At 69.6% G+C, this 18505-nt stretch carries 22 protein-coding genes; 9 read left to right on the top strand and 13 right to left on the bottom strand.

Annotated elements, in window-relative coordinates; translation table 11 throughout:
• Positions 1 to 29: 29 nt before the first annotated feature.
• Complete coding sequence (locus tag FNH13_RS10635) at positions 30 to 356, bottom strand: MerR family transcriptional regulator (RefSeq protein ID WP_143783401.1); 327 nt, start codon at positions 354 to 356, stop codon at positions 30 to 32.
• A 138-nt stretch (positions 357 to 494) separates the two neighbouring features.
• Between FNH13_RS10635 and FNH13_RS10630 the strand changes: the two genes are divergently transcribed.
• From FNH13_RS10630 to FNH13_RS19060, 3 genes are all read left to right on the top strand, one after another.
• Positions 495 to 938 (top strand): Hsp20/alpha crystallin family protein, encoded by a 444-nt coding sequence (locus tag FNH13_RS10630; protein WP_143785084.1) that lies wholly within the window; start codon positions 495 to 497, stop codon positions 936 to 938.
• A gap of 22 nt (positions 939 to 960) precedes the next feature.
• A complete protein-coding gene (locus FNH13_RS19065; protein ID WP_165700086.1) occupies positions 961 to 1383 on the top strand; it encodes a hypothetical protein in 423 nt (140 codons plus the stop codon).
• 127 nt (positions 1384 to 1510) lie between these two features.
• On the top strand, positions 1511 to 2407 hold the full coding sequence (locus FNH13_RS19060) for an alpha/beta hydrolase (protein ID WP_165700085.1): 897 nt from the start codon (positions 1511 to 1513) through the stop codon (positions 2405 to 2407).
• 10 nt (positions 2408 to 2417) lie between these two features.
• Here FNH13_RS19060 and FNH13_RS10620 read toward each other — a convergent pair whose 3' ends face one another.
• Genes FNH13_RS10620 through glsA form a run of 3 tightly spaced genes read right to left on the bottom strand, consistent with a single transcriptional unit; the run spans position 2418 to position 4626 of the window.
• Positions 2418 to 3152, bottom strand: a complete 735-nt coding sequence (locus tag FNH13_RS10620; protein WP_228266354.1) for an NUDIX hydrolase — start codon at positions 3150 to 3152, stop codon at positions 2418 to 2420.
• Positions 3153 to 3157: 5 nt separating this feature from the next.
• The gene (locus FNH13_RS10615) at positions 3158 to 3634 is read right to left on the bottom strand and encodes a nitroreductase family deazaflavin-dependent oxidoreductase (RefSeq protein ID WP_165700084.1); all 477 of its coding nucleotides are present in this window, start codon (positions 3632 to 3634) and stop codon (positions 3158 to 3160) included.
• Positions 3631 to 4626, bottom strand: a complete 996-nt coding sequence (gene glsA / locus FNH13_RS10610) for a glutaminase A (protein WP_143783399.1) — start codon at positions 4624 to 4626, stop codon at positions 3631 to 3633. The genes FNH13_RS10615 and glsA overlap by 4 nt, the downstream gene beginning before the upstream one ends.
• 47 nt (positions 4627 to 4673) lie before the next feature.
• Between glsA and FNH13_RS10605 the strand changes: the two genes are divergently transcribed.
• The 4 genes from FNH13_RS10605 to FNH13_RS10590 all read left to right on the top strand — a co-directional run bounded on the left by FNH13_RS10605 (position 4674) and on the right by FNH13_RS10590 (position 8930).
• Positions 4674 to 5579 (top strand): alpha/beta hydrolase, encoded by a 906-nt coding sequence (locus FNH13_RS10605; RefSeq protein WP_143783398.1) that lies wholly within the window; start codon positions 4674 to 4676, stop codon positions 5577 to 5579.
• Positions 5576 to 6574, top strand: coding sequence for a class I SAM-dependent methyltransferase (locus FNH13_RS10600; protein ID WP_143783397.1), 999 nt, complete (start codon positions 5576 to 5578; stop codon positions 6572 to 6574). The genes FNH13_RS10605 and FNH13_RS10600 overlap by 4 nt, the downstream gene beginning before the upstream one ends.
• Before the next feature lie 29 nt (positions 6575 to 6603).
• Positions 6604 to 8421 carry an alpha/beta hydrolase gene (locus tag FNH13_RS10595; RefSeq protein ID WP_143783396.1) on the top strand — a complete coding sequence of 606 codons (1818 nt, stop codon included), beginning with the start codon at positions 6604 to 6606 and terminating at the stop codon, positions 8419 to 8421.
• A gap of 107 nt (positions 8422 to 8528) precedes the next feature.
• Positions 8529 to 8930, top strand: a complete 402-nt coding sequence (locus FNH13_RS10590; protein ID WP_143783395.1) for a single-stranded DNA-binding protein — start codon at positions 8529 to 8531, stop codon at positions 8928 to 8930.
• Here FNH13_RS10590 and FNH13_RS10585 read toward each other — a convergent pair.
• A complete protein-coding gene (locus FNH13_RS10585) occupies positions 8898 to 9713 on the bottom strand; it encodes an alpha/beta fold hydrolase (protein WP_143783394.1) in 816 nt (271 codons plus the stop codon). The two genes, FNH13_RS10590 and FNH13_RS10585, sit on opposite strands and share 33 nt — an antisense overlap.
• Positions 9714 to 9747: 34 nt before the next feature.
• Here FNH13_RS10585 and FNH13_RS10580 point away from each other — a divergent pair, with 34 nt between their 5' ends.
• Positions 9748 to 10908, top strand: coding sequence for a methyltransferase domain-containing protein (locus FNH13_RS10580; RefSeq protein WP_321169190.1), 1161 nt, complete (start codon positions 9748 to 9750; stop codon positions 10906 to 10908).
• 34 nt (positions 10909 to 10942) lie between these two features.
• Here FNH13_RS10580 and FNH13_RS10575 read toward each other — a convergent pair whose 3' ends face one another.
• Positions 10943 to 11728 (bottom strand): DUF5995 family protein, encoded by a 786-nt coding sequence (locus FNH13_RS10575; RefSeq protein ID WP_228266353.1) that lies wholly within the window; start codon positions 11726 to 11728, stop codon positions 10943 to 10945.
• Between the two features lie 114 nt (positions 11729 to 11842).
• Here FNH13_RS10575 and FNH13_RS10570 point away from each other — a divergent pair, with 114 nt between their 5' ends.
• Positions 11843 to 12349 (top strand): hypothetical protein, encoded by a 507-nt coding sequence (locus FNH13_RS10570; RefSeq protein WP_143783393.1) that lies wholly within the window; start codon positions 11843 to 11845, stop codon positions 12347 to 12349.
• A 37-nt stretch (positions 12350 to 12386) separates the two neighbouring features.
• Here the strand turns inward: FNH13_RS10570 and FNH13_RS10565 are convergent, their stop codons facing one another.
• From FNH13_RS10565 to narH, 7 genes are all read right to left on the bottom strand, one after another.
• Entirely contained in the window at positions 12387 to 12950 is a 564-nt protein-coding gene (locus tag FNH13_RS10565; RefSeq protein WP_165700083.1) for a GNAT family N-acetyltransferase, read from the bottom strand.
• 23 nt (positions 12951 to 12973) lie between these two features.
• Complete coding sequence (locus FNH13_RS10560; protein WP_143783392.1) at positions 12974 to 13213, bottom strand: MoaD/ThiS family protein; 240 nt, start codon at positions 13211 to 13213, stop codon at positions 12974 to 12976.
• 75 nt (positions 13214 to 13288) lie between these two features.
• Complete coding sequence (gene mobA / locus FNH13_RS10555; RefSeq protein ID WP_143783391.1) at positions 13289 to 13933, bottom strand: molybdenum cofactor guanylyltransferase; 645 nt, start codon at positions 13931 to 13933, stop codon at positions 13289 to 13291.
• Positions 13933 to 15078, bottom strand: a complete 1146-nt coding sequence (gene moeB, locus FNH13_RS10550) for a molybdopterin-synthase adenylyltransferase MoeB (protein WP_228266352.1) — start codon at positions 15076 to 15078, stop codon at positions 13933 to 13935. The genes mobA and moeB overlap by 1 nt, the downstream gene beginning before the upstream one ends.
• Positions 15079 to 15163: 85 nt before the next feature.
• Entirely contained in the window at positions 15164 to 15937 is a 774-nt protein-coding gene (gene narI, locus FNH13_RS10545; RefSeq protein ID WP_143783390.1) for a respiratory nitrate reductase subunit gamma, read from the bottom strand.
• Positions 15934 to 16722, bottom strand: a complete 789-nt coding sequence (gene narJ, locus FNH13_RS10540) for a nitrate reductase molybdenum cofactor assembly chaperone (protein ID WP_143783389.1) — start codon at positions 16720 to 16722, stop codon at positions 15934 to 15936. The genes narI and narJ overlap by 4 nt, the downstream gene beginning before the upstream one ends.
• Complete coding sequence (gene narH, locus FNH13_RS10535; protein ID WP_143783388.1) at positions 16722 to 18473, bottom strand: nitrate reductase subunit beta; 1752 nt, start codon at positions 18471 to 18473, stop codon at positions 16722 to 16724. The genes narJ and narH overlap by 1 nt, the downstream gene beginning before the upstream one ends.
• Between the last annotated feature and the right edge of the window lie 32 nt (positions 18474 to 18505).

The raw sequence follows: 18505 nt of genomic DNA, 5'->3' as shown, positions 1-18505 counted from the left end.
ATGGCAGAGCCACCGCCGCCGTCCGATCCTCACCGGCCCCTACGAGCCGTCCGCCCGGCCGGTGTCACGCTCAAGTTGTGGTCGCGCAGTTGCTGGTTCTCGGCCTGCAGCTGGAGCACCCGCTCGACACCCGCGAGGTTGACGCCTGCGTCGAGAAGGCCCCCGATCGCCTGGAGCCGGGCGATGTCGTTCACGCTGTAGCGGCGCGTGCCTCCCGCCGTGCGTTCCGGCTCGATCAGTCCTCGTGTCTCATAGGCGCGCAGTGACGAGGCGGCCATCCCGGAGAGCTCGGCGGCCACGGAGATGCCATAAACACCCAGGTCAGGGTCGTGCGTCCAACCCTCACTGCCAGCCATCGCCGCTCCGTCCATCCGACCTGTCCTCTCCTCTTGCAAACCTATCGTCATTTGTGGTATCTAATCTACATCAGCCACTACAGATTAGTGGCCTCAACGCTGATAGTTATCACGAGGAAGGAGACTATGATGGTGTCGATGCTCATGCGGACCGACCCGTTCCGGGAGATGGACCGGTTGACGCAGCAGCTGTTCAACGGGACGAGCGGGATGACGGGCACCATGGCACGGCCGTCCGTGATGCCGATGGACGCCTGGCGCGACGGCGACACATTCATCGTCGAGTTTGACCTGCCGGGAGTGCGGGCCGAGTCGATTGACATGGATGTCGAGCGCAACGTGGTGACCGTCCGGGCGGAGCGCCCGACGCAGGACCAGGACCGTGAGATGTTGGCCGCCGAGCGAACGCGAGGCGTCTTCAGCCGGCAGCTGGTGCTCGGGGACAACCTGGACACCGAGCACATCCAGGCCAGCTATGACGCCGGCGTGCTCACGCTGCGGATCCCGGTGGCCGAGCGGGCCAAGCCCCGCAAGATCAGCATCTCCGGCCGCGACCAGGAGCAGCAGGCGATCAGCGCCTGACGCATGCTGGCAGGTGACCGTCGTGGGCGATGTCGGAGCGACAGGGAGAGCGTTCGACCTGGCCGACGCCAGGGTTGACGAACTCTTCTGGGACCTGGTCTGCGCCGACGAGGACCTGCTGCGCGCGGAGTTCGACGCGATCGTCGCCGCCGGCTATCCCGCCCGGCCCAGACGGCAGCGCCCGCTGCTCCCGCCCCGGCCAGGTCCCGGCGCCCTCGACGACCCGCCACCGGCGCTCGAGGTGCCGAGACCTGCCGACCCCGGGCGGCGGGTGCCCGCCGCCCGACAGCGCGGTCCCCCCCACGACCTCGACAGGCCGGACTCAGATCACGAAGGAGGTGCACCGAGCCCGGATGACAAGAGACGGGCCACTCCCCGCTCCACCAGGGCAGCTGTGGCTCGCCCCGGCCGCCGCTGGCCCCGCGCGCAACATGTCCACCTGTGACCGCGACCGACCGTCTCCGCACACTTCCGCGGGACGAGGACGCAGCTTTCCCTCCGCGCGCCGGGCCAGCGGCCCGCCCAGCAGCTGCCCCAGGCATCCGCCGGCTGCGGCGTGGCATCCTCAGGTCATGGACATCCGCGACCTGCGCCCACCCACCCACGACCCATGGCCGGCATTCACCCACCACCCCCCGATCAGCTCCCACGGTGTGCGTGGGGCACGGTCGTGGACCGGGCTGACCTTCGGCTTCGTCCCCGGCTATCGCCCGATGACCCTCGACCTGCACGTCCCGACCGATGCGGCCGGGCCGGTGCCGGTGGTGGTGTGGATCCACGGTGGCGGGTGGACCGAGGGCGACCGGCGCTATGTCCCGCTGCAGTGGCCGCAACAGCTGCTCTTCGACAAGATCGTCGCCGCCGGCATGGCCGTCGCGACCGTCGACTACCGCCTGCTGGCCGAGGCGCCCTTCCCGGCGTGTGTGCACGACTGCGTGGCGGCCGTGCGCTATCTGCGCCAGTATGCCGACCAGCTGGGCCTGGACCCTGACCGCGTGGGGATCTGGGGCGAGTCCGCAGGGGCACACCTGGCCTCGCTCGTCGCGTTCGTCGGATCGCAGCGGGACCCCCACGGCCGCCTGCTTGGCCGTGTCGGCGTGGGTGAAGGACGGCTGGATGTCGCGGCGAGCGTCCTGTTCTATGGCCCGGCGCAGCTGGGATGGGTCATCGACCAGGTGGTCGGTGACGACGTGCGTGGCGCTCTGGGCGGCGACCTCACACTGGCAGAGGACCTCTCCCCCATCAACCAGGTGCACCGCGGCATCGCTCCGGTCCTGCTGATGCACGGCCGTGACGACGCGCTGGTGCCAGCCAGCGAGAGCGCGATCCTGCACGACGCACTGCTGGCGGTAGGGGTCGACAGCACCCTGGAGATCACCGACGGAGCCGATCACTGCTTCATCGGCGCGCCGATCGAGCCCCACCTGGACCGAGCCATCGACTTCCTGGGTCGACTCCTGCAGAGCTAGCCGGGCCCGGTCACCGCCACGCAAACACCGGCTGGTCAAAGTCGTTCACGGGGTCGGGCCGCCCGAGCAGGCCCCACCAGTTGAGCTGCACCAGGACGGCCGCCGTCGGTGCGTGGACCTCCATCGATCCCAGCGGCACGGAGACGACTGGTCGGTCACTCTCGGGGATCGACTCAAAACGGGGCGAGTCGGTCCGCTGCAACTGGTGCAGCCCGACCCGGAAAACCGCCATCACCTCGCTCGGGTCCGGACGCACCTCCTGTCCCGAACCCCACACCACGACCGGCGTCATGACAAAGCCTGAGCGCGTCTCATAGTCGTCGAGAAACCCGAGCACCCGCTCGGGACCCAGGTCGATCCCGACCTCCTCGTGGGTCTCTCGCAGGGCGGCTTCGACCACCCCCTCGCCCGGGTCGAGCCGTCCGCCGGGCAGGGCGAACTGTCCCGCATGCCGCCGCATCGTCAGGGGACGCCGACACAGCAGGAAGGCTGCCCCGCCAGCAGCGCTGAGCAGTCCCTCGTGCGGCAGACGTGCGTCACGGGCCGAGCTGCCGTCTTCGTGCCGCGCCCAGACGATCGCTGTGTCGGCAGTGGAGTCCACGAGCACCAGGGCGACCGCGGCGTGCCGGCGCCCCGCCAGGTCCACGACCCTGCGGCGGTGCCCCGCCAGGTTGGCGGTGATCCGCTCACGCAGCCCCGCGTCATACCTGATCGGCGAAGGTATGACGGAGCCGTCCTGCTCCACCGGTCTCACCTGCTCCCGTGCCCGGCGCTCCACTGCAGGCGCACCAGGGGTATCTGCGGGTCGGACTCCCCCGTCGCCTCGACCATGATGGCGGACAGGTGCTCCCAGGACTTCGGGTGTGCCTGTCGGTAGTCGGCCAGCACGGTTTCGCCCTCCTCGACCCCCAGGACGGTGGCCGTGGCGGGACGACGTCGCGCGCGTCCGATGCTCACGTGGCACCGGGGCTCAGCGATCACATTGCGGAGCCACTGTGAGGTGCGACCGAACCCCGAGGCGACCACGACAGCATCGGGCGCCTCGTCGCGCACCACTTCCAGGACGACATACCTGGCCTGCCCGGTGGTGCGACCCACGTGCTCCAGCATCAGCAGGCGCCCACCGAGGAGGAATCCCAAGCCAGCCCGAAACAGCGGGATGGGAGCTCTGACGAAGGCCCGGCTCTGCAGGAGCTTGGCACCCCAGGCGGTCACGCGCTCTCTCATGACGTCACACTCTCCACACTCTCACCAGAACCGTCGTCAAAGTCAGCGGCGGGATGGCCTATCGGGTCGCGGTGCCGCAGCACGTGCAGGTCCCACCGGTCACTGAGCCGCCGGAACAGGTCAAGACCGCGGATCGAGTTGCCGTGGGTGTCCAGCCGCGGCGACCAGCTCGCCAGCCCCAGCGCGCCCGGCACGACCCCCAGCATGGCACCCGAGACACCGCTCTTGGCCGGTATGCCGATCTGGGTCACCCAGCTGCCACTCGCGTCATACATCCCGCAGGTGAGCATCACCGACAGCGTCTGCTGGACCACCCGCTCATCGAAGACCCGCTCCCCCGTGACCGGGTTGCGCCCACCGCGCGCAAAGGTCGCTCCCATCACCGCGAGCTGAGTGGTCGTCACCTCGACCGAGCACTGACGCAGATAGCCCTGGACGACCTCGTGGGGGTCATAGGTGAGCATCCCCGACGAGGCGAGCATGTGGGCCAGGGCAAAGTTGCGGTCGGCGCGCACCTGCTCTGCCGCCAGCACCTCCTCGCCCACCTCCAGCCGGCCACCGGCCAGCGCGCTGTAACGCTCGAGCAGGAGCGCCTCCCGCTCCTCCAGGGTCTCCCCCGGCACCAGGGCCTGAGCCATGAGCGCGCCAGCGTTGATCAGCGGGTTGAACGGCCGGCCGTCAGCATGCTGCGACAACTCGTTGAAGGCCTCCCCCGAGGGCTCCACGCCGATATAGGCCAGCACCCGGTCCAGCCCACACTCCTGGAGGGCAACGGCATAGGTGAACGCCTTGGAGACCGACTGGAGCGCGAGCAGCCGGTCGTGGTCGCCGACGCCCACCACCTCCCCCTCGGTGGTGCACACCGCCGCCGCCAGCGCGTTGTTGTCCCGGCCCTGGACGTCACGCAGATAGTCGGCGGGCTCGCCCCAGCCGATGTCACGGGCCTCCTCGAGCGCCACCGTGAGGTCGTCCTGGAGTCGCTGGTCGATCATGGGCCCACTGTGTCAGGAAGCCGGCCGGTGCGTGACATCCTGACCCGATGGACATCCGCGCGCTGCGTCCGCCCGATCAGGACCCGTGGCCGGTCTTCACCCACCACCCCCCGATCAGTTCCGAAGGGGTCGCCGGCGCACGTTCCTGGACCGGGCTGACCTATGGTTTCGTCCGCAGCTTCCGCCCCATGACCCTGGACCTGCACGTCCCGGCCGACGTGCCGGGGCCGGTGCCGCTGGTGGTGTGGATTCACGGCGGCGGCTGGACTGAGGGAGACCGGCGCTATGTCCCCCTGCAGTGGCCGCAGCAGGTGCTCTTCGAGAAGGTCGTCGCCGCAGAAATGGCGGTGGCGACCCTCGACTACCGACTGTTGGCCGAGGCACCCTTCCCCGCCTGCGTCCACGACTGCGTCGCCGCCATCCGTTATCTGCGTCGGTATGCCGACGAGCTCAGTCTGGACCCCCACCGCGTGGGGATCTGGGGCGAGTCCGCGGGGGCACACCTGGCCTCCCTGGTCGCATTCGTCGGTTCCCAGCAGGACGACGGTCACCGGCTGCTGGGCAGCGTGGGGGTCGGTGAGGGGCCGGTTGATGTCGCGGCGGCGGTGCTGTTCTACGGCCCGGCCGAGATGGGCTGGCTGGCCGACGGGGCAGCCGACGAGGAGGTGCGCGGCGGCCTCGGCGGTGACCTGGCCGTGGTGCGGGACCTTTCCCCCGTCACCCAGGTGCATCCCGGCATACCTCCTGTCCTGCTCATGCACGGACGCGACGACGGGATGGTCCCGGCGACCGAGAGCGAGCTCCTCCACCAGGCGCTGCGGGAGGCTGGTGTCGACAGCACGCTGGAGATCATCGACGGTGCTGACCACTGTTTCATCGGCACACCCATCGAGCCGCACCTGGACCGCGCCGTCGCCTTCCTCGGTCAGCACCTGCAGGGGTCCGTCTCGTGACCCTCGACCCTGTGGATCGGCTGCTGCTTGATGAGCTCGGGGAACTCCCGTCCGGCCGGGTTGCCCTGATCGGTGATGAGCACGGCGCCCTCGCAGACGCCGTCGCCCAGCTCGCCGGTGGGCGGGTGGTCGCCCACCACGACAGCGTGGTCAGCGAACGTGCCCTGGCCCGCACCGGCGTGGAGGTCTCCCCCGAGCTCGCGACTGCTCTCACGGGGGCCGAGCTGGTGGTGTTGCGCCTCCCGAAGTCGTTGGACGCCCTGGACGAGATCGCCCGGACGGCCGCCCAGGTCGCTGCCGCGGATGTCCGCCTGGTCGCCGGGGGTCGCACCAAGCACATGACGCCGTCGATGAACCCGGTGCTCGCCATGAGCTTCGAGACAGTCCGGGCCAGCCTCGGACGGCAGAAGTCCCGCGTGCTGCATGCCTCCGGCCCCAGGACCGTGGAGCAGCCCTGGCCCAAGCACCGCCACCACGACGACCTCGACCTGACCGTCTATGCGCACGGCGCGGCCTTCGCCGGCACCCGCCTGGATGCCGGCACGGCACTCCTGATCGGCCAGCTCCACCGACTGGAGGACACCGAGGGCGCGGTGGTCGACCTCGGGTGCGGCACAGGAATTCTCGCGGCCCTGCTGGCCCGCCGGTTCCCCAACGTGACGGCCGTGGACGTCTCCGCTGCAGCGGTCGCCTCCACGCGGTTGACCACGGCCGGCACGGTCGAGACACGCCGGGCCGATGGGCTGACCGAGTTCGCTGACGACTCGGTGGCCGCCGTCGTCACCAATCCCCCGTTCCACGTCGGCACCACCAAGGACTCCACCCCGACGCTGGCGATGATCGCCGACGCCGGGCGGGTGCTGGTGCCTGATGGTGAGCTCCTCATGGTCTTCAACGCGCACCTGCCCTACCTGCCCAGACTGGCACGTCTGGGGCGCACCGAGATCCTGGCCCGCGACCGGCACTACCTCGTGACCCGCACCGTGCGCGGCTGAGCCGGGCACCCCTCGTTAGGCTCGACCCCGTGATCGTGGAGCGTCCGGCTGGGTCCGGGTCCGGTGGGGCCAGCGCCATCAACAGACCAGCGCTGCCGACCCGGCTCGGCGCCCTGGCGCGCCCCTTGCGCATGCCGGCGGTCAGCGCCGCACCAGCGGTCTATCCCGAGCCGACGACCCGCCCCACCGGTGTCCTGGGCAGGCTCTCCGTGGCTGGCCTGACCGTTGGCCTGTTCACGCTCTGGGTGGCCCTGTCACCCAGTCTGCTGCCCCGCGCCTGGTGGATGACCGCCGCCAACGTCGGAGTGAGCATCGCCTACGGCTATCTCGTGGGCAGCCTCCTCGGGCGGTTCGTGTCGTGGCTGTCTCGCCGCACGCACCTGAGGGTCGAGCTGAGCGCACGCTCGAACTGGGCGTTCCGCACGGGGTGGATCCTGCTGCTGGTGGTGGTGAGCATCATCGTGTGGATCCGCAGCCTGCATCAGCAGGAGGCGATCTCGCTGATGGCCGGGGTGAGTCGCGGCGGGGCGCTGAACCAGTTCCTGGGGGTGCTCGCCGGGATCGTCCTGTTCGCGCTGCTCCTGCTCCTGGGCCGCGGCCTGCGCCAGCTGCGGCGCAGCACCACCCGGCTGGTCGGGCCGATCCTGCCCCCGTCGCTGGCTCCCCTCGCCGCCACCCTCATCGTGGCGGCCCTGGTGATCTTCGTGAGCACCGATGTCCTCTACCAGCGCGGCCTCAACTGGGCGCTGGGCAATGCCACCCAACTGAGCCACACCTCGCCCGAGGGGCGCACCGCCCCGGCGGAGGCCGAGCGCTCGGGCAGCCCCACGTCATACGAGACCTGGGAGTCGCTGGGCCGCCAGGGCCAGATGTTTGTCTCGGACGGTCCGCGCGCAGCCGACATCGCGGCGGCCACCGGAGAGCCGGCCCTCGAGCCGATCAGGGTCTATGCCGGCAAGGCGCAGCACGACGAGATCGACGCGGCTGCCCAGGCGGCCGTGGCCGAGCTGGTCCGGGCCGGCGGTCTGGAGCGTTCGGCGGTGAATGTGGCCACGACGACCGGCACCGGATTTGTGCAGGAGTGGTCGGTGCAGGCGCTGGAGTTCCTCACCGGTGGAGACGTGGCGACCGTCTCGATGCAGTACAGCTTCTTTCCCAGTGGGCTGGCCTACGTCTCGGACCGGGACACGCCCCCGGCCGCGGGTAAGGCGCTGTTCGAAGCCGTGGAGGCGGAGATCAACCGGCTGCCGCAGGAGCAGCGTCCTCTGCTGTTCACCAGCGGCGAGTCGCTGGGCTCCTTCGGCGGCCAGGGTGCCTTCGACGACGCGGACGACATGCTGGCGCGCGTCGACGGGGCGGTGTGGACCGGCACCCCGCGCTTCACCCCGCTGTGGAGCTCGCTGACCGAGGACCGCCGGGAGGGCAGCCCGGAGATCGCACCGGTCATCGACAACGGGCAGCACATCAGGTTCGCCACGACGCCGGTCGAGCTGACCGAGGACTTCTATGGCGCTCCCCTGGTGGACTGGCAGGAGCCGCGCGTCGTCTACGGCCAACACGCGTCTGACCCGGTGGTCTGGTGGTCGTGGGACCTGCTGTGGAAGGAGCCGGACTGGCTGCGCGAGCAGGTCGGGCGCGACGTCTCCCCCTACCTGAGCTGGGACCGGTGGGTGACCTTCTGGCAGATCGCCAGCGACATGCCACTGTCCGTGGACGTGCCCTCGGGCCACGGCCACGAGTACAAGCACGAGATGGTGCCATTCTGGGCGGGGGTCCTGGGGCTGGACCCGATGGCGGACTACTCCCCGATCATCGCGGCCATCGACGACCTCGTGCTCGACCGCTGACGACGCCCCGCAGCTGCCGTCCACAGGCCTGGTATGCCGGGTGCCCGTGTCCACAGGTCGGTCACCGGACCTAGCGGGCGGGACCGGGCGCTCGGCACAGTGGCGTCATGAGCCCACCGACCAGCGCCCCGGTCTCCCCTCCCGTCGAGACGGTCAACAGCGTCCACCTGCTCGGCCGTGTCAGCTGGGGGCCCGAGTCCCGGGTGCTGCCCAGCGGGGACGAGGTCGTCCAGCTGCGGGTCGTCGTGCCGCGCTCACCCCGACGGGGGCGGGGTGCATCGGCCGGGCGCTCGCAGGTCGACGCGATCGAGGTGGCCTGCTGGAGTGCGCGCACCCGCGCTGCGGCCCTGCGTCTCGCCGTTGACGACTATGTCGACCTCGAGGGCAGCCTGCACCGGCGGTTCTATGCCGCGGGCCAGGGGCGCGCCTCGCGCTACGAGGTGGAGGCCCGCAGGCTGCGTCGCGTGCGGCCGACCTCAGGTCGCCGTCAGGAAGGTGCGCAGCGCTGAGGTAAAGGCCTGCGGCTGCTGTGAGTGCACCCAGTGCCCAGCACCCTTGACCCGCACCAGCACGGTGCGTGGGAAGAGCTCCTCCATCGCCGGACGGTGCTCAGGCTGGATGTAGTTCGACCGCTCACCGGCGACCCACAGGACGGGACCGGTGAACGGATCACCCTCGGGGACGTAGCCCCCGACCGTCGGTAGGTCGGCCAGCAGGAGGTCGAGGTTGGCCTGCCAGCGCCACCGCTCGCCCTCTGAGCGCAGGTTCTGCAGGAGGAATCCTCGGGTCGTCCGGTTCGGGATCAGCTCACTGAGCCGGGCATCCGCCTCGGTCCGACTCGGCAGGTCGTCCAGGTCGAGCGTCGCCAGTGCTCCGAGCAGCTGCTCGAACTCGCTCATGTCTGTGCTCGAGGCCGGGGAGATGTCGACGATCACCAGGCGGTCGATCAGGTCGCGGTGGCGCAGCGCCAGGGCCATCGCGACCTTCCCGCCCATCGAGTGACCGACCAGGTGGATCCGTTGGTCGTCACCCACGGTCCGTCGCACCTGGGCCGCGACGGCGTCGGCCATCTGCTCATAGTCCACCGTCTCGGTCCAGTCCGAGCGCCCGTGGTTGGGCAGGTCGACCAGCAGCGAGACGAACTCGGGCTGCAGCGCCTTGGCGATGGTGGTGAAGTTCTTGCCCTGACCGAACAGGCCGTGCAGGAAGACCACCCAGCGCGTCGCCTCTGCGGACGGGGTGCTCTCGCCGACAACGGTGGTGTGGATCGACAGACTCTGGGGATCACTCACACGGCAACCCTACGGTGCCCACTACCCTGTCGGGGTGCCCGTCGTCACCCCCACCCCGCACCGGATGCAGTGCGACTACTTCGACGCCCACCGGTGCCGCTCCTGCTCGCTGATGGGCACGGCCTACGACGACCAGGTGGCGGCCAAGCAGGAGCGGTGCGTGGCGGCGCTGCTGGGGGCAGGTGTCTCGCTGCAGTGGGAGTCGCCCTTCACCAGTCGCCCGGCGGGGTTCCGCAACAAGGCCAAGCTGGTCGTCGCCGGCACCCGGTCGGACCCCACCGTCGGCATCCTGGACGGGTCGGGACAGGGCGTGGACCTGCGCCACTGCGGCCTCTATGAGCCGGGCCTGGCGCAGGCGGTTCAGCAGGTCCCGTCCCTGCTCGCCGACCTGGGGATGGTGCCGTATGACGTGCCCCGGCGCAGCGGTGAGCTCAAGCATGTGCTGCTCACCCACTCCCCCGCCGGTGAGCTGATGATCCGCTTCGTGCTCCGCTCGGAGGGACAGGTGACTCGGATCCGCACCGGGTTGTCCCGGATCTACGAGCTGCTGCCCGGTGTCCGCGTCGTCTCGGTCAACCTCCAACCGATCCACGCCGCGGTCCTGGAAGGGCCGCAGGAGGTGCTCCTCAGTCAGCACAGCGACCTGCCGATGCCCGTCAACGACGTGAGCCTGAGGTTGCGGCCGGGCTCGTTCTTCCAGACCAACACCGAGGTGGCTGCGGGGCTCTATCGCCAGGCCCGGGCCTGGCTCGCTGAGACCGACCCGGCGTCGCTGTGGGACCTCTACTGCGGGGTCGGCGGGTTTGCCCTGCACAACCTGCTGCGCCCGAACGGCAGCGCCCGGGACGTGCTCGGGGTGGAGCTGTCCGCCGAGGCGGTCGAGAGTGCTCGCGCGAGTGCCGCCGAGATGCCCGGCGCACCCCGCTTCGTGACCGGCGACGCCGCTGCCCTCCTGCGCGATCGGCCGGCACCGGAGGTGGTGGTCGTCAACCCCCCGCGGCGCGGCATCGGCGATCTCGCCCCGTGGCTGGAGGCCTCTGGGGTGCAGCAGGCGCTCTACTCCAGCTGCCACGTCGACTCCCTGGCCCGGGACCTCACGCGGATGCCCTCACTGCGCCCGGTGCGGGCCCGGCTGTTCGATATGTTCCCCCAGACGCCCCACCTGGAGGTGCTCACCCTGCTGCAGCGGCGGTGAGAGAGCCGGGGCCGAGGGGCGGACCGGACGCCGGTCAGATCGGCGCGGCCACCCGCACCAACAGGGTGCGTCCGGCAAGGCCGACGGCTCGGCACAGACTGAGTTGGAAGCTGTCCCGGAGCACCGGTGAGTCGCGCAGCTCCCACAGAACCTCGCTGTTGGTCCAAGCGGCCTCGCGGGCCCGGGCGATGCTCCAGGAGCCCATGAGCGTGAGCAGCGGGGACAGCTCGCGGTCCACCGAGAGCACCACACCGTTGAGAAAGCGTTGGCGCACCTGCTCATGCACCTCCGCCAGCAGCCCCGTGACCTTGACGTAGTCCGCGTGCACTCCTGGGCTGGACGGGCTCAGGCCCAACTGCTGGCAGGTGGCCACCACGGCCACCCCGAGGTCGTGGTTGATGTGAGCGTTCATGCCGGCCACCGCGAACTGAATGGGCACCAGCGGTTGGTCACGCTGGTCGAAGACTGGCTCCCAGCACTCGGCGATGTGCCGTCCCTCGGCGTCGGCCTGCACGGTGTCCAGATAGAGGTGGGCAAAAACGATGTCCAGCCGTTCCATGAAGGCGGCGTTGGCAAAGTAGCCTTCCCGGATCCGCTCATCGACCAGTTCGGTGACCTGCAGATACATCCGGTTGAACTGCCAGACACCGTCGTGGTGATCGAGCTCGGTATCGATCGTGCGCAGTGCCGCCACCACGGCGGCCACGGTGGGGAGCTGGCGTGGTGGTGGTGCCTGACGTGCTCTGCTGCGCGGTGGCAGCCGGAGAACCTTGCGCACGCTGTCCAGGGCGTCGAGGAGTCCCATGAGTGATTCGACCACCGGGGGGACCGCCAGGGCAAGAGGCTGGGCCTCCGAACCGGACCGGAGCGCCCGTGGAGGCCTCGGGGACGGTCCCGACATGCGACATCGTCCGACCCGCCCTACCGTGAGCAGATGGTCACGAAAGGATTGCCCACCTCCAACATGCTCCAAGATCTGGTGCAGGAGGTGCTGGTGGATCCCGAGTGGCCGACCGGTCAAGAGGCCGTCGACGCCTTTCTCGAGCGACTGCACCTGGCGCGCGGGGAGGCGGCCCCAGGGCACAGCGGACGGGCCTTCCGGCTGACCGGCGACCGCGAGCTCGCGGCGGACTATCTCATCGTGCACGAGTTCGAGAAGGCGCTGGTCGGTGTCCATGCGCTGGCCAACGGGCCCGCGCAGCAGGTCCAGGACGTCTATGACGAGGCCACCGAGCAGTTGACCACCCAGCACGGCACGCCGGAGAAGGCCTTCGACCGGCGCCGACCACCGAGCGAGGTGTCGCACTGGGTCGTGGGGCCGGCCAGGGTCAGCCTGTTCTGTCACGCGGACCATGAGGCCCCCGGCCGCACTCTGCAACTGGCCATCGAGCACATCGAGCGCAGCGCCCTCGCCGACGCGGAGCCGGACTCACAGACCTGACAGACCTGACAGACCAGATGGTCCTCGGACCTGGCCGTCAGGCGTGCCGGTCCCAGCCCATCAGCGCGGCACCGTAGGCCGTGCCCTCATAGACGAAGTCGGGCACCAGATCGACGAAGCCGAGGCGTCGGTAGAGCACGCGCGCCCGGCCTGCAGGATCCGTGGCCAGCAGCATCCGGCGCTGGTGCATCTCGGCCAGTTGCGCGGTGAGCAGGGCGGTGCCGATCCCCCGTCCCTGCGCCTGCGGGAGGACGTCGAGTTCGACCAGCTCGAAGGCGTCCTCGAGCCAGAACCCGTGCCCGCGCGCTCGCAGGGCGGGCTCGACCTGCTGTGGCCACCAGTGCTGTAGCTGCAGGTCATAGCCGTGCAGGAAGCCCACGATCTCACGAGCAGCCCTACCGGGTGGCCCCACGGCAGGGCCGGACAGCGCGACGCGGACCGTCGCCCCGGCATACTCCTGCACGCTAGTGACCAGGTGGGCCGCCCACCCGCTGGCCGGCTCCGCGGCTGCGCCCTGGGCCGACCCATAGATGTGCGCGAGGTGGTCGGCACGGGCCACGGCCTCGGCGGCGCTCAGGCGCGCCAGATCGACAGTGCCCACGGCGGTCAGGTTCTGGGCGCGGATCAGCCGCCGGCAAAGGGCGGCAGCACGTCGACCACGGCGTCCGCGCTCAACGTGGTGCTGTGGTCCGAGACGTAGCGGCCCTCGTGCAGCAGCGAGCTGCGGCGCAGCACGTCTGCCAGGACGGCGCCGTGCCGCTCCACGAGATCGGTGACCAGCGTGCCGAGGTCGGCAGCGATCACCTGCTCCTGCTCCGTCCCGGCTGCCTCTGCAGCTGCGGCGAAGTAGCGAACGGTTGCCATCTGTGCCTCCTAGTGGTCCTGGTCCCAGTCTCTCAGACCTTGTGCTGGGCGGCACCGGGCCCGGTCAGCCCCGTGTCACACCCGGTGGTCGGGAGGTGTCGAGAGCCGCTCCTGCCAGGCCGCGTGGTCCTCCCAGGTGTCGATGTCGCCCTGGTGGCCCGTGTCGACGTCACCGATGGTCAGCCCGGCCACGAGCCGGCGCACCGAGACACCGTGCCCCGACCCGAACGGAACGAGCGCCCGTCGCAGCGACGCCGTGCGGTATGCCGCCAGGAGCCACTGCGGGTGGCCACTGGCATCGTGGGGGCAGACCAGGTCAATCTGTGGCCAGGCAACGCCCGCGGCGGTCAACAGGTCCGGGGCGGCCTCGGCCGCGGTGGGCTGGTCGACGGCGATCACCAGGGTCCAGGGAGCAGCAGCGGTGGACCGGGCGGCTCCCGTTGCGACTGCGAGGGCTGCCACGCCGGCGGCGATGCCTGCGACCGGGCCCCCGGCCGGTGGATCCTCCAGGGTCTGCAGCACACCCGGGGGTGTGCGGACCGCCCCGACGACGACGGTGCGTCGTGCGGCCTCGGCTGCCTCCAGGACTCGATCCAGCAGGGAGCGGCCACCGACCGTGAGCGCGGCCTTGTCCACTCCGCCGAGGCGCGAGCCCCCTCCCCCGGCCAGCACGATGAGGTCGTGCTCCGGGATGGGGTGGGGCGTGGGACTGCCAGCCATCAGTATCTCGGCAGCGACGGGTCGACCTCGTCGATCCAGCCCAGGATCCCTCCGGTCATCACCCGGACGTCGGGGTGTCCGAGGTGCACCAGGTGGCGGGCGGCGCGGCCCGCGCGGGGGCCGGTCTTGCAGTAGAAGACGACCGGGCCCTCACCGACCGCGGCACGGTCCTCCCAGGCGAGCACCTCACCGACCGGAACCGTGCGGGCCTGCGGCACCGTGCCGAGCGCGTGCTCCCCCGGCTCGCGCACGTCGATGATCTGCAGCTCGTCGTTGTGCTCGTGCACCTGCAGTGGTGTCATCTCCGGGATCGCGACCACGTCGCGGCTCTCCCCCGCCTCCGGCATCCATCCCCGGGTCGTCCCGGGATGGCCGTCACCGGTGGTCTCGAGGGGGCGCAGCGGAATCTCCCGGGTCCGTTGGGTGAGTGCATCCAGCAGCAGGACCCGCCCGGCGAGCGGCTCACCGGTGCCGGTGATCAGCTTCACGGCCTCACCCGCCATGATCGAGCCGACCTGACCGACCATCGCGCCGAGCACCCCGGCCTCGGCGCAGCTGGGCACGTCCTCGGCCCTGGGCGGCACCGGGAACAGGTCACGCAGCTGCACGGCCGCCTCCCCCACCAGCGACGGCGGCAGGAAGGTGGTGATCTGGGCATCGAACCGCAACACCGCGGCCCAGACCAGCGGTATGCCCAGCGCCACCGCGGCGTCGTTGACCACATAGCGGGTGTCGAAGTTGTCCGAGCCGTCCAGGACGAGGTGGTGACCGGCCAGGATGTCCATGGCATTGGTCTCGTCCAGGTGCTCCCGGACACCGGTCACCGACACCAGAGGGTTGAGGTCCCGGACCGCGCGCAGGGCGCTGTCCACCTTGGTGTTGCCCAGGTCCTCGACCCGGTGGATCACCTGACGCTGCAGGTTGGTCAGGTCGACCCGGTCGTCATCGATCACCGTCAGGTGTCCCACCCCCGCGGCCGCCAGATAGAGCAGGGCCGGTGAGCCGAGGCCGCCGGCGCCCACCACGGCCACCCGGGCGTTGACCAGCCTCTTCTGACCGTCCAGCCCGATGCCCGGCAGCAGCAGGTGCCGGGAGTAGCGGCTCAGTTGGTCGGCGGTAAGCTCCTCGACAGGGGCGACCGGCAACAGCCCAGATTGTGTCGGGCCAGCTTGTGTCGGGCCAGGAGTCGTCGAGCCAGGAGTCGTCGCCGGCAGCCCAGAACCCGCGTGCTCAGCCAACCTTCTCCCAGCCTCGCTTGGGAGCCCGGCTCCCGGTCGCCGACCCCGGCCGGCTGTCCCGGCTGCGATAGACGATGTAGGGCCTGGTGAAGTAGCCGATCGGTGCGCTGAAGACGTGCACCAGCCGCGTGAACGGCCACATCGCGATCAGCAGGAAGGCAGCCAAGGCGTGCAGCTGGAAGCCCAACGGTGCCGGGTCCAGTGCCGCACCCCCACTCCGCGGTACGCCGCCGGCCATCAGGGCGGTGTCCGGCTGGAACCAGAAGATCTGCCGGAACCACGGTGAGACCCCATCACGGTAGTTGTACTCGCCACCGATGGTGAAGATGCCGCCGGCGATGGTGTTCCAGATGCCCAGGAACATCACGACGGCCAGCACGGCATACATCGCCTTGTCATTGATGGTGGTGGCGGAGAAGACCGGCCCGACGGTGCGGCGTCGATAGATCAGGATCGCCAGGCCCACGACGGCCGCGATGCCCGCCGGGATGCCGAACGCCATCGCGATGAAGTGGTACATCCCGTGGCTCATGCCGATCCGGTCGGTCAGACTCTGCGGGATGACGAGGCCGAGGAAGTGCCCGCCGGCCACGCCCAGGATCCCGAAGTGGAACAGCGGGCTGCCGATCCGCAGCAGTTTGCTCTCATAGAGCTGAGAGCTGCGCGTGGTCCACCCGAACTTGTCGTAGCGGTAGCGCCAGATGTGTCCGACGACGAAGACCGCTAGGCAGATATAGGGGAAGATCACCCAGAGGAAGGTGCTCATCGGGGGGCTCCTACAGGGATAGTCGGGCCGAGAGTATGCCGTGAGTCGGAGTCGGCGGATCCTCCACCGCAGTCGCTCGTGGGGTGCATCGCCGGACCCCGCGACAGTTCGTCCAGGGCCGGGTCGATCGCATAGGGCGCGTTGAGGGCGGTGTCATCCAGGCCGACCGTCTCCTGCGGCGGCCCCTGGGCGATCAGCTTGGCCAGGGCCTGCGTGTCGTCGCCCTCCAGCTCCGGCAGGGTGCTGCAGACCGCCAGGATGACGTCCGCCCACGGCGACTCGCGGCGCAGCAGAGCCCGGCGCAGCAGCTCGATGCCGACCCGGTGGTCGTTGAGCAGCTTCCACGCCGCCTCGGGCGCCACCGTGGCGCCGAACTCCAACACCACGGTGAGGTGGTCGGGCAGCTCGGCGTCCTCGTCGGAGAGCTCGACCCCGTGCTGGCGATAGAGCTGTTTGAACTGGATGAGCGCGACCCCACGCTTGCGCGTGTCACCGTGCAGGAAGTAGGTCAGGTGCAGTGCGCACTTGCGGGTGATGTCGAAAGTGTCGACGTAGGACTCCTGCAGCTCCCCCAGGTCGGAACGCTCCACGGTGTCGAGGAAACGTCCCAACGGCTCGGCCTGCCGCTGAGGGAGCCCGGCCACGGCGCTGCGCAGGACAGGGAGCTGCTCGACGAGCGTCTGCTCCGGATAGTCCAGCAGCAGGGAGCACACCTGCCAGGTGTCCGCCTGGACCTGTGGCGCCAGGCTGGAGGTGGTCCGCCGGTGGCGGCGCCAGGGCAGCATCACGTCACCTTGCCGTTGGACCCGGCGGTGTTGTCCGGGCGGGAGTGCGCGGAGTCCAACTGGGCCGGCCCGTCGACGGTCTGGACCGAGGCGTCCTTCTCGCTGTCCGGGAACATCCCGGCGGGCACGCCCTTGCCATCCCAGTTGAGCAGGTTGACCCGGCCCATCTTGGTCCCACCAGAGACCAGCGCGTCGGAGGTCTGCCGCTGCTGGAGCATCCGGAAGTTCTCCACCGCGACCGGGGTGGTGTTGCCACGTCCAGAGCCCTCACCGAACGGTCCGGAGATGTCCATGAGCTCGTCGTCGTAGTTGCTGACCGGACAGTCGGTGGCGGTCTCCTCCAGGGCGTGTGCCTCCTCGCCGTGGGCGGAGGGGATGACATAGCGATCGTCATACTTGGCGATCGCCAGGAGACGGAACATCTCATACATCTCCTCCTCGGTCATGCCGACCGCCTCGGGGATGCTGGCCTGTGGGTCGCGACCCAGGTTGATGTCCCGCATGTAGGAGCGCATCGCGGCCAGCTTGCGCAGCACGTCGTTGACCGGTCCCGGGTCGCCCGCGGTGAAGAGGTTGGCGAGGTATTCCACCGGGATGCGCAGGGCGTCGATGGCCGCGAACAGGTTGTCCCTGTCCTCGGCGTCGTGGCCGGTGTCCTTGATGACGTCCACGACCGGGGACAGCGGCGGGATATACCAGACCATCGGCATCGTGCGGTACTCGGGGTGCAGCGGCAGGGCCACCTTGTAGTCGTTGATCAGCCGGAGCACCGGCGACTTCTTGGCCGCCTCGATCCAGTCCCCGGGGATGCCGGCAGCCTCGGCGGCTCGCTCGACTGCAGGGTCACGCGGGTCGAGGAAGACCGAACGCTGGGCCTCATAGAGGTCGTGGTCGTTCTCGACGGCGGCTGCCTCGAGCACCTTGTCGGCGTCATAGAGCATCAGCCCGATATAACGCAGCCGACCCACGCAGGTCTCCGCGCACACCGTCGGGATGCCGACCTCGATGCGCGGATAGCAGAAGGTGCACTTCTCGGCCTTGCCGGTCTTGTGGTTGAAGTAGACCTTCTTGTAGGGGCAGCCGGTGACGCACATGCGCCAGCCGCGGCACTTGTCCTGGTCCACCAGGACGATCCCGTCCTCCTCGCGCTTGTAGATCGCACCCGAGGGGCAGGCCGCGGCACAACTGGGGTTGAGGCAGTGCTCGCAGATCCGCGGCAGATAGAACATGAAGGTCTCGTCGAACTCCATCTTCACCTTGTCCTCGATGCCCTTGAGCATCAGGTCTTTGGCCGCGTGCTGCTTGCTGCCCCCCAGGTCGTCGTCCCAGTTGGCCGACCACTCGATGTTCATCTGCTTGCCCGTGATCAGGGAGTAGGGCTTGGCCACGGGGAAGTCCTCTTGCGCTGGCGCGTTGAGGAGCGTCTCGTAGTCGTAGGTCCAGGGCTCGTAGTAGTCCTGGATCGAGGGCATCTTGGGGTTGGAGAAGATGTTGAGCAACCTGTTCAGCCGCCCACCCGAGCGCAGCTTCAGCCGCCCCGCCGGGGTGCGCACCCAGCCCCCCTGCCACTCCTCCTGGTCCTCGTAGGTGCGTGGGTAGCCCAGACCCGGGCGGGTCTCCACGTTGTTGAACCAGACGTACTCCATGCCGGATCGGTTGGTCCATGCCTGTTTGCAGGTGACCGAGCAGGTGTGGCACCCGATGCACTTGTCCAGGTTCATGACCATGGCCATCTGTGCCATGACTCTCATGTGATCTCTCCTGTAGGTCGACGCTGCGGGGC

Origin of the sequence: Ornithinimicrobium ciconiae, from assembly GCF_007197575.1 — a bacterium.
Classification (GTDB): Bacteria; Actinomycetota; Actinomycetes; order Actinomycetales; family Dermatophilaceae; genus Ornithinicoccus; species Ornithinicoccus ciconiae.
The sequence above is the reverse complement of the archived record's forward strand: the minus strand, read 5'-3'. Positions and strand labels throughout refer to the sequence as shown.

Coding starts and splice junctions, on each gene's coding strand:
- FNH13_RS10635 (WP_143783401.1), bottom strand. CDS start 356: ATGGCTGGCAGTGAGGGTTGGACGCACGACCCTGACCTGGGTGTTTAT.
- FNH13_RS10630 (WP_143785084.1), top strand. CDS start 495: ATGCTCATGCGGACCGACCCGTTCCGGGAGATGGACCGGTTGACGCAG.
- FNH13_RS19060 (WP_165700085.1), top strand. CDS start 1,511: ATGGACATCCGCGACCTGCGCCCACCCACCCACGACCCATGGCCGGCA.
- FNH13_RS10615 (WP_165700084.1), bottom strand. CDS start 3,634: ATGAGAGAGCGCGTGACCGCCTGGGGTGCCAAGCTCCTGCAGAGCCGG.
- glsA (WP_143783399.1), bottom strand. CDS start 4,626: ATGATCGACCAGCGACTCCAGGACGACCTCACGGTGGCGCTCGAGGAG.
- FNH13_RS10605 (WP_143783398.1), top strand. CDS start 4,674: ATGGACATCCGCGCGCTGCGTCCGCCCGATCAGGACCCGTGGCCGGTC.
- FNH13_RS10590 (WP_143783395.1), top strand. CDS start 8,529: ATGAGCCCACCGACCAGCGCCCCGGTCTCCCCTCCCGTCGAGACGGTC.
- FNH13_RS10570 (WP_143783393.1), top strand. CDS start 11,843: ATGGTCACGAAAGGATTGCCCACCTCCAACATGCTCCAAGATCTGGTG.
- FNH13_RS10560 (WP_143783392.1), bottom strand. CDS start 13,213: ATGGCAACCGTTCGCTACTTCGCCGCAGCTGCAGAGGCAGCCGGGACG.
- mobA (WP_143783391.1), bottom strand. CDS start 13,933: ATGGCTGGCAGTCCCACGCCCCACCCCATCCCGGAGCACGACCTCATC.
- narI (WP_143783390.1), bottom strand. CDS start 15,937: ATGAGCACCTTCCTCTGGGTGATCTTCCCCTATATCTGCCTAGCGGTC.
- narJ (WP_143783389.1), bottom strand. CDS start 16,722: ATGCTGCCCTGGCGCCGCCACCGGCGGACCACCTCCAGCCTGGCGCCA.
- narH (WP_143783388.1), bottom strand. CDS start 18,473: ATGAGAGTCATGGCACAGATGGCCATGGTCATGAACCTGGACAAGTGC.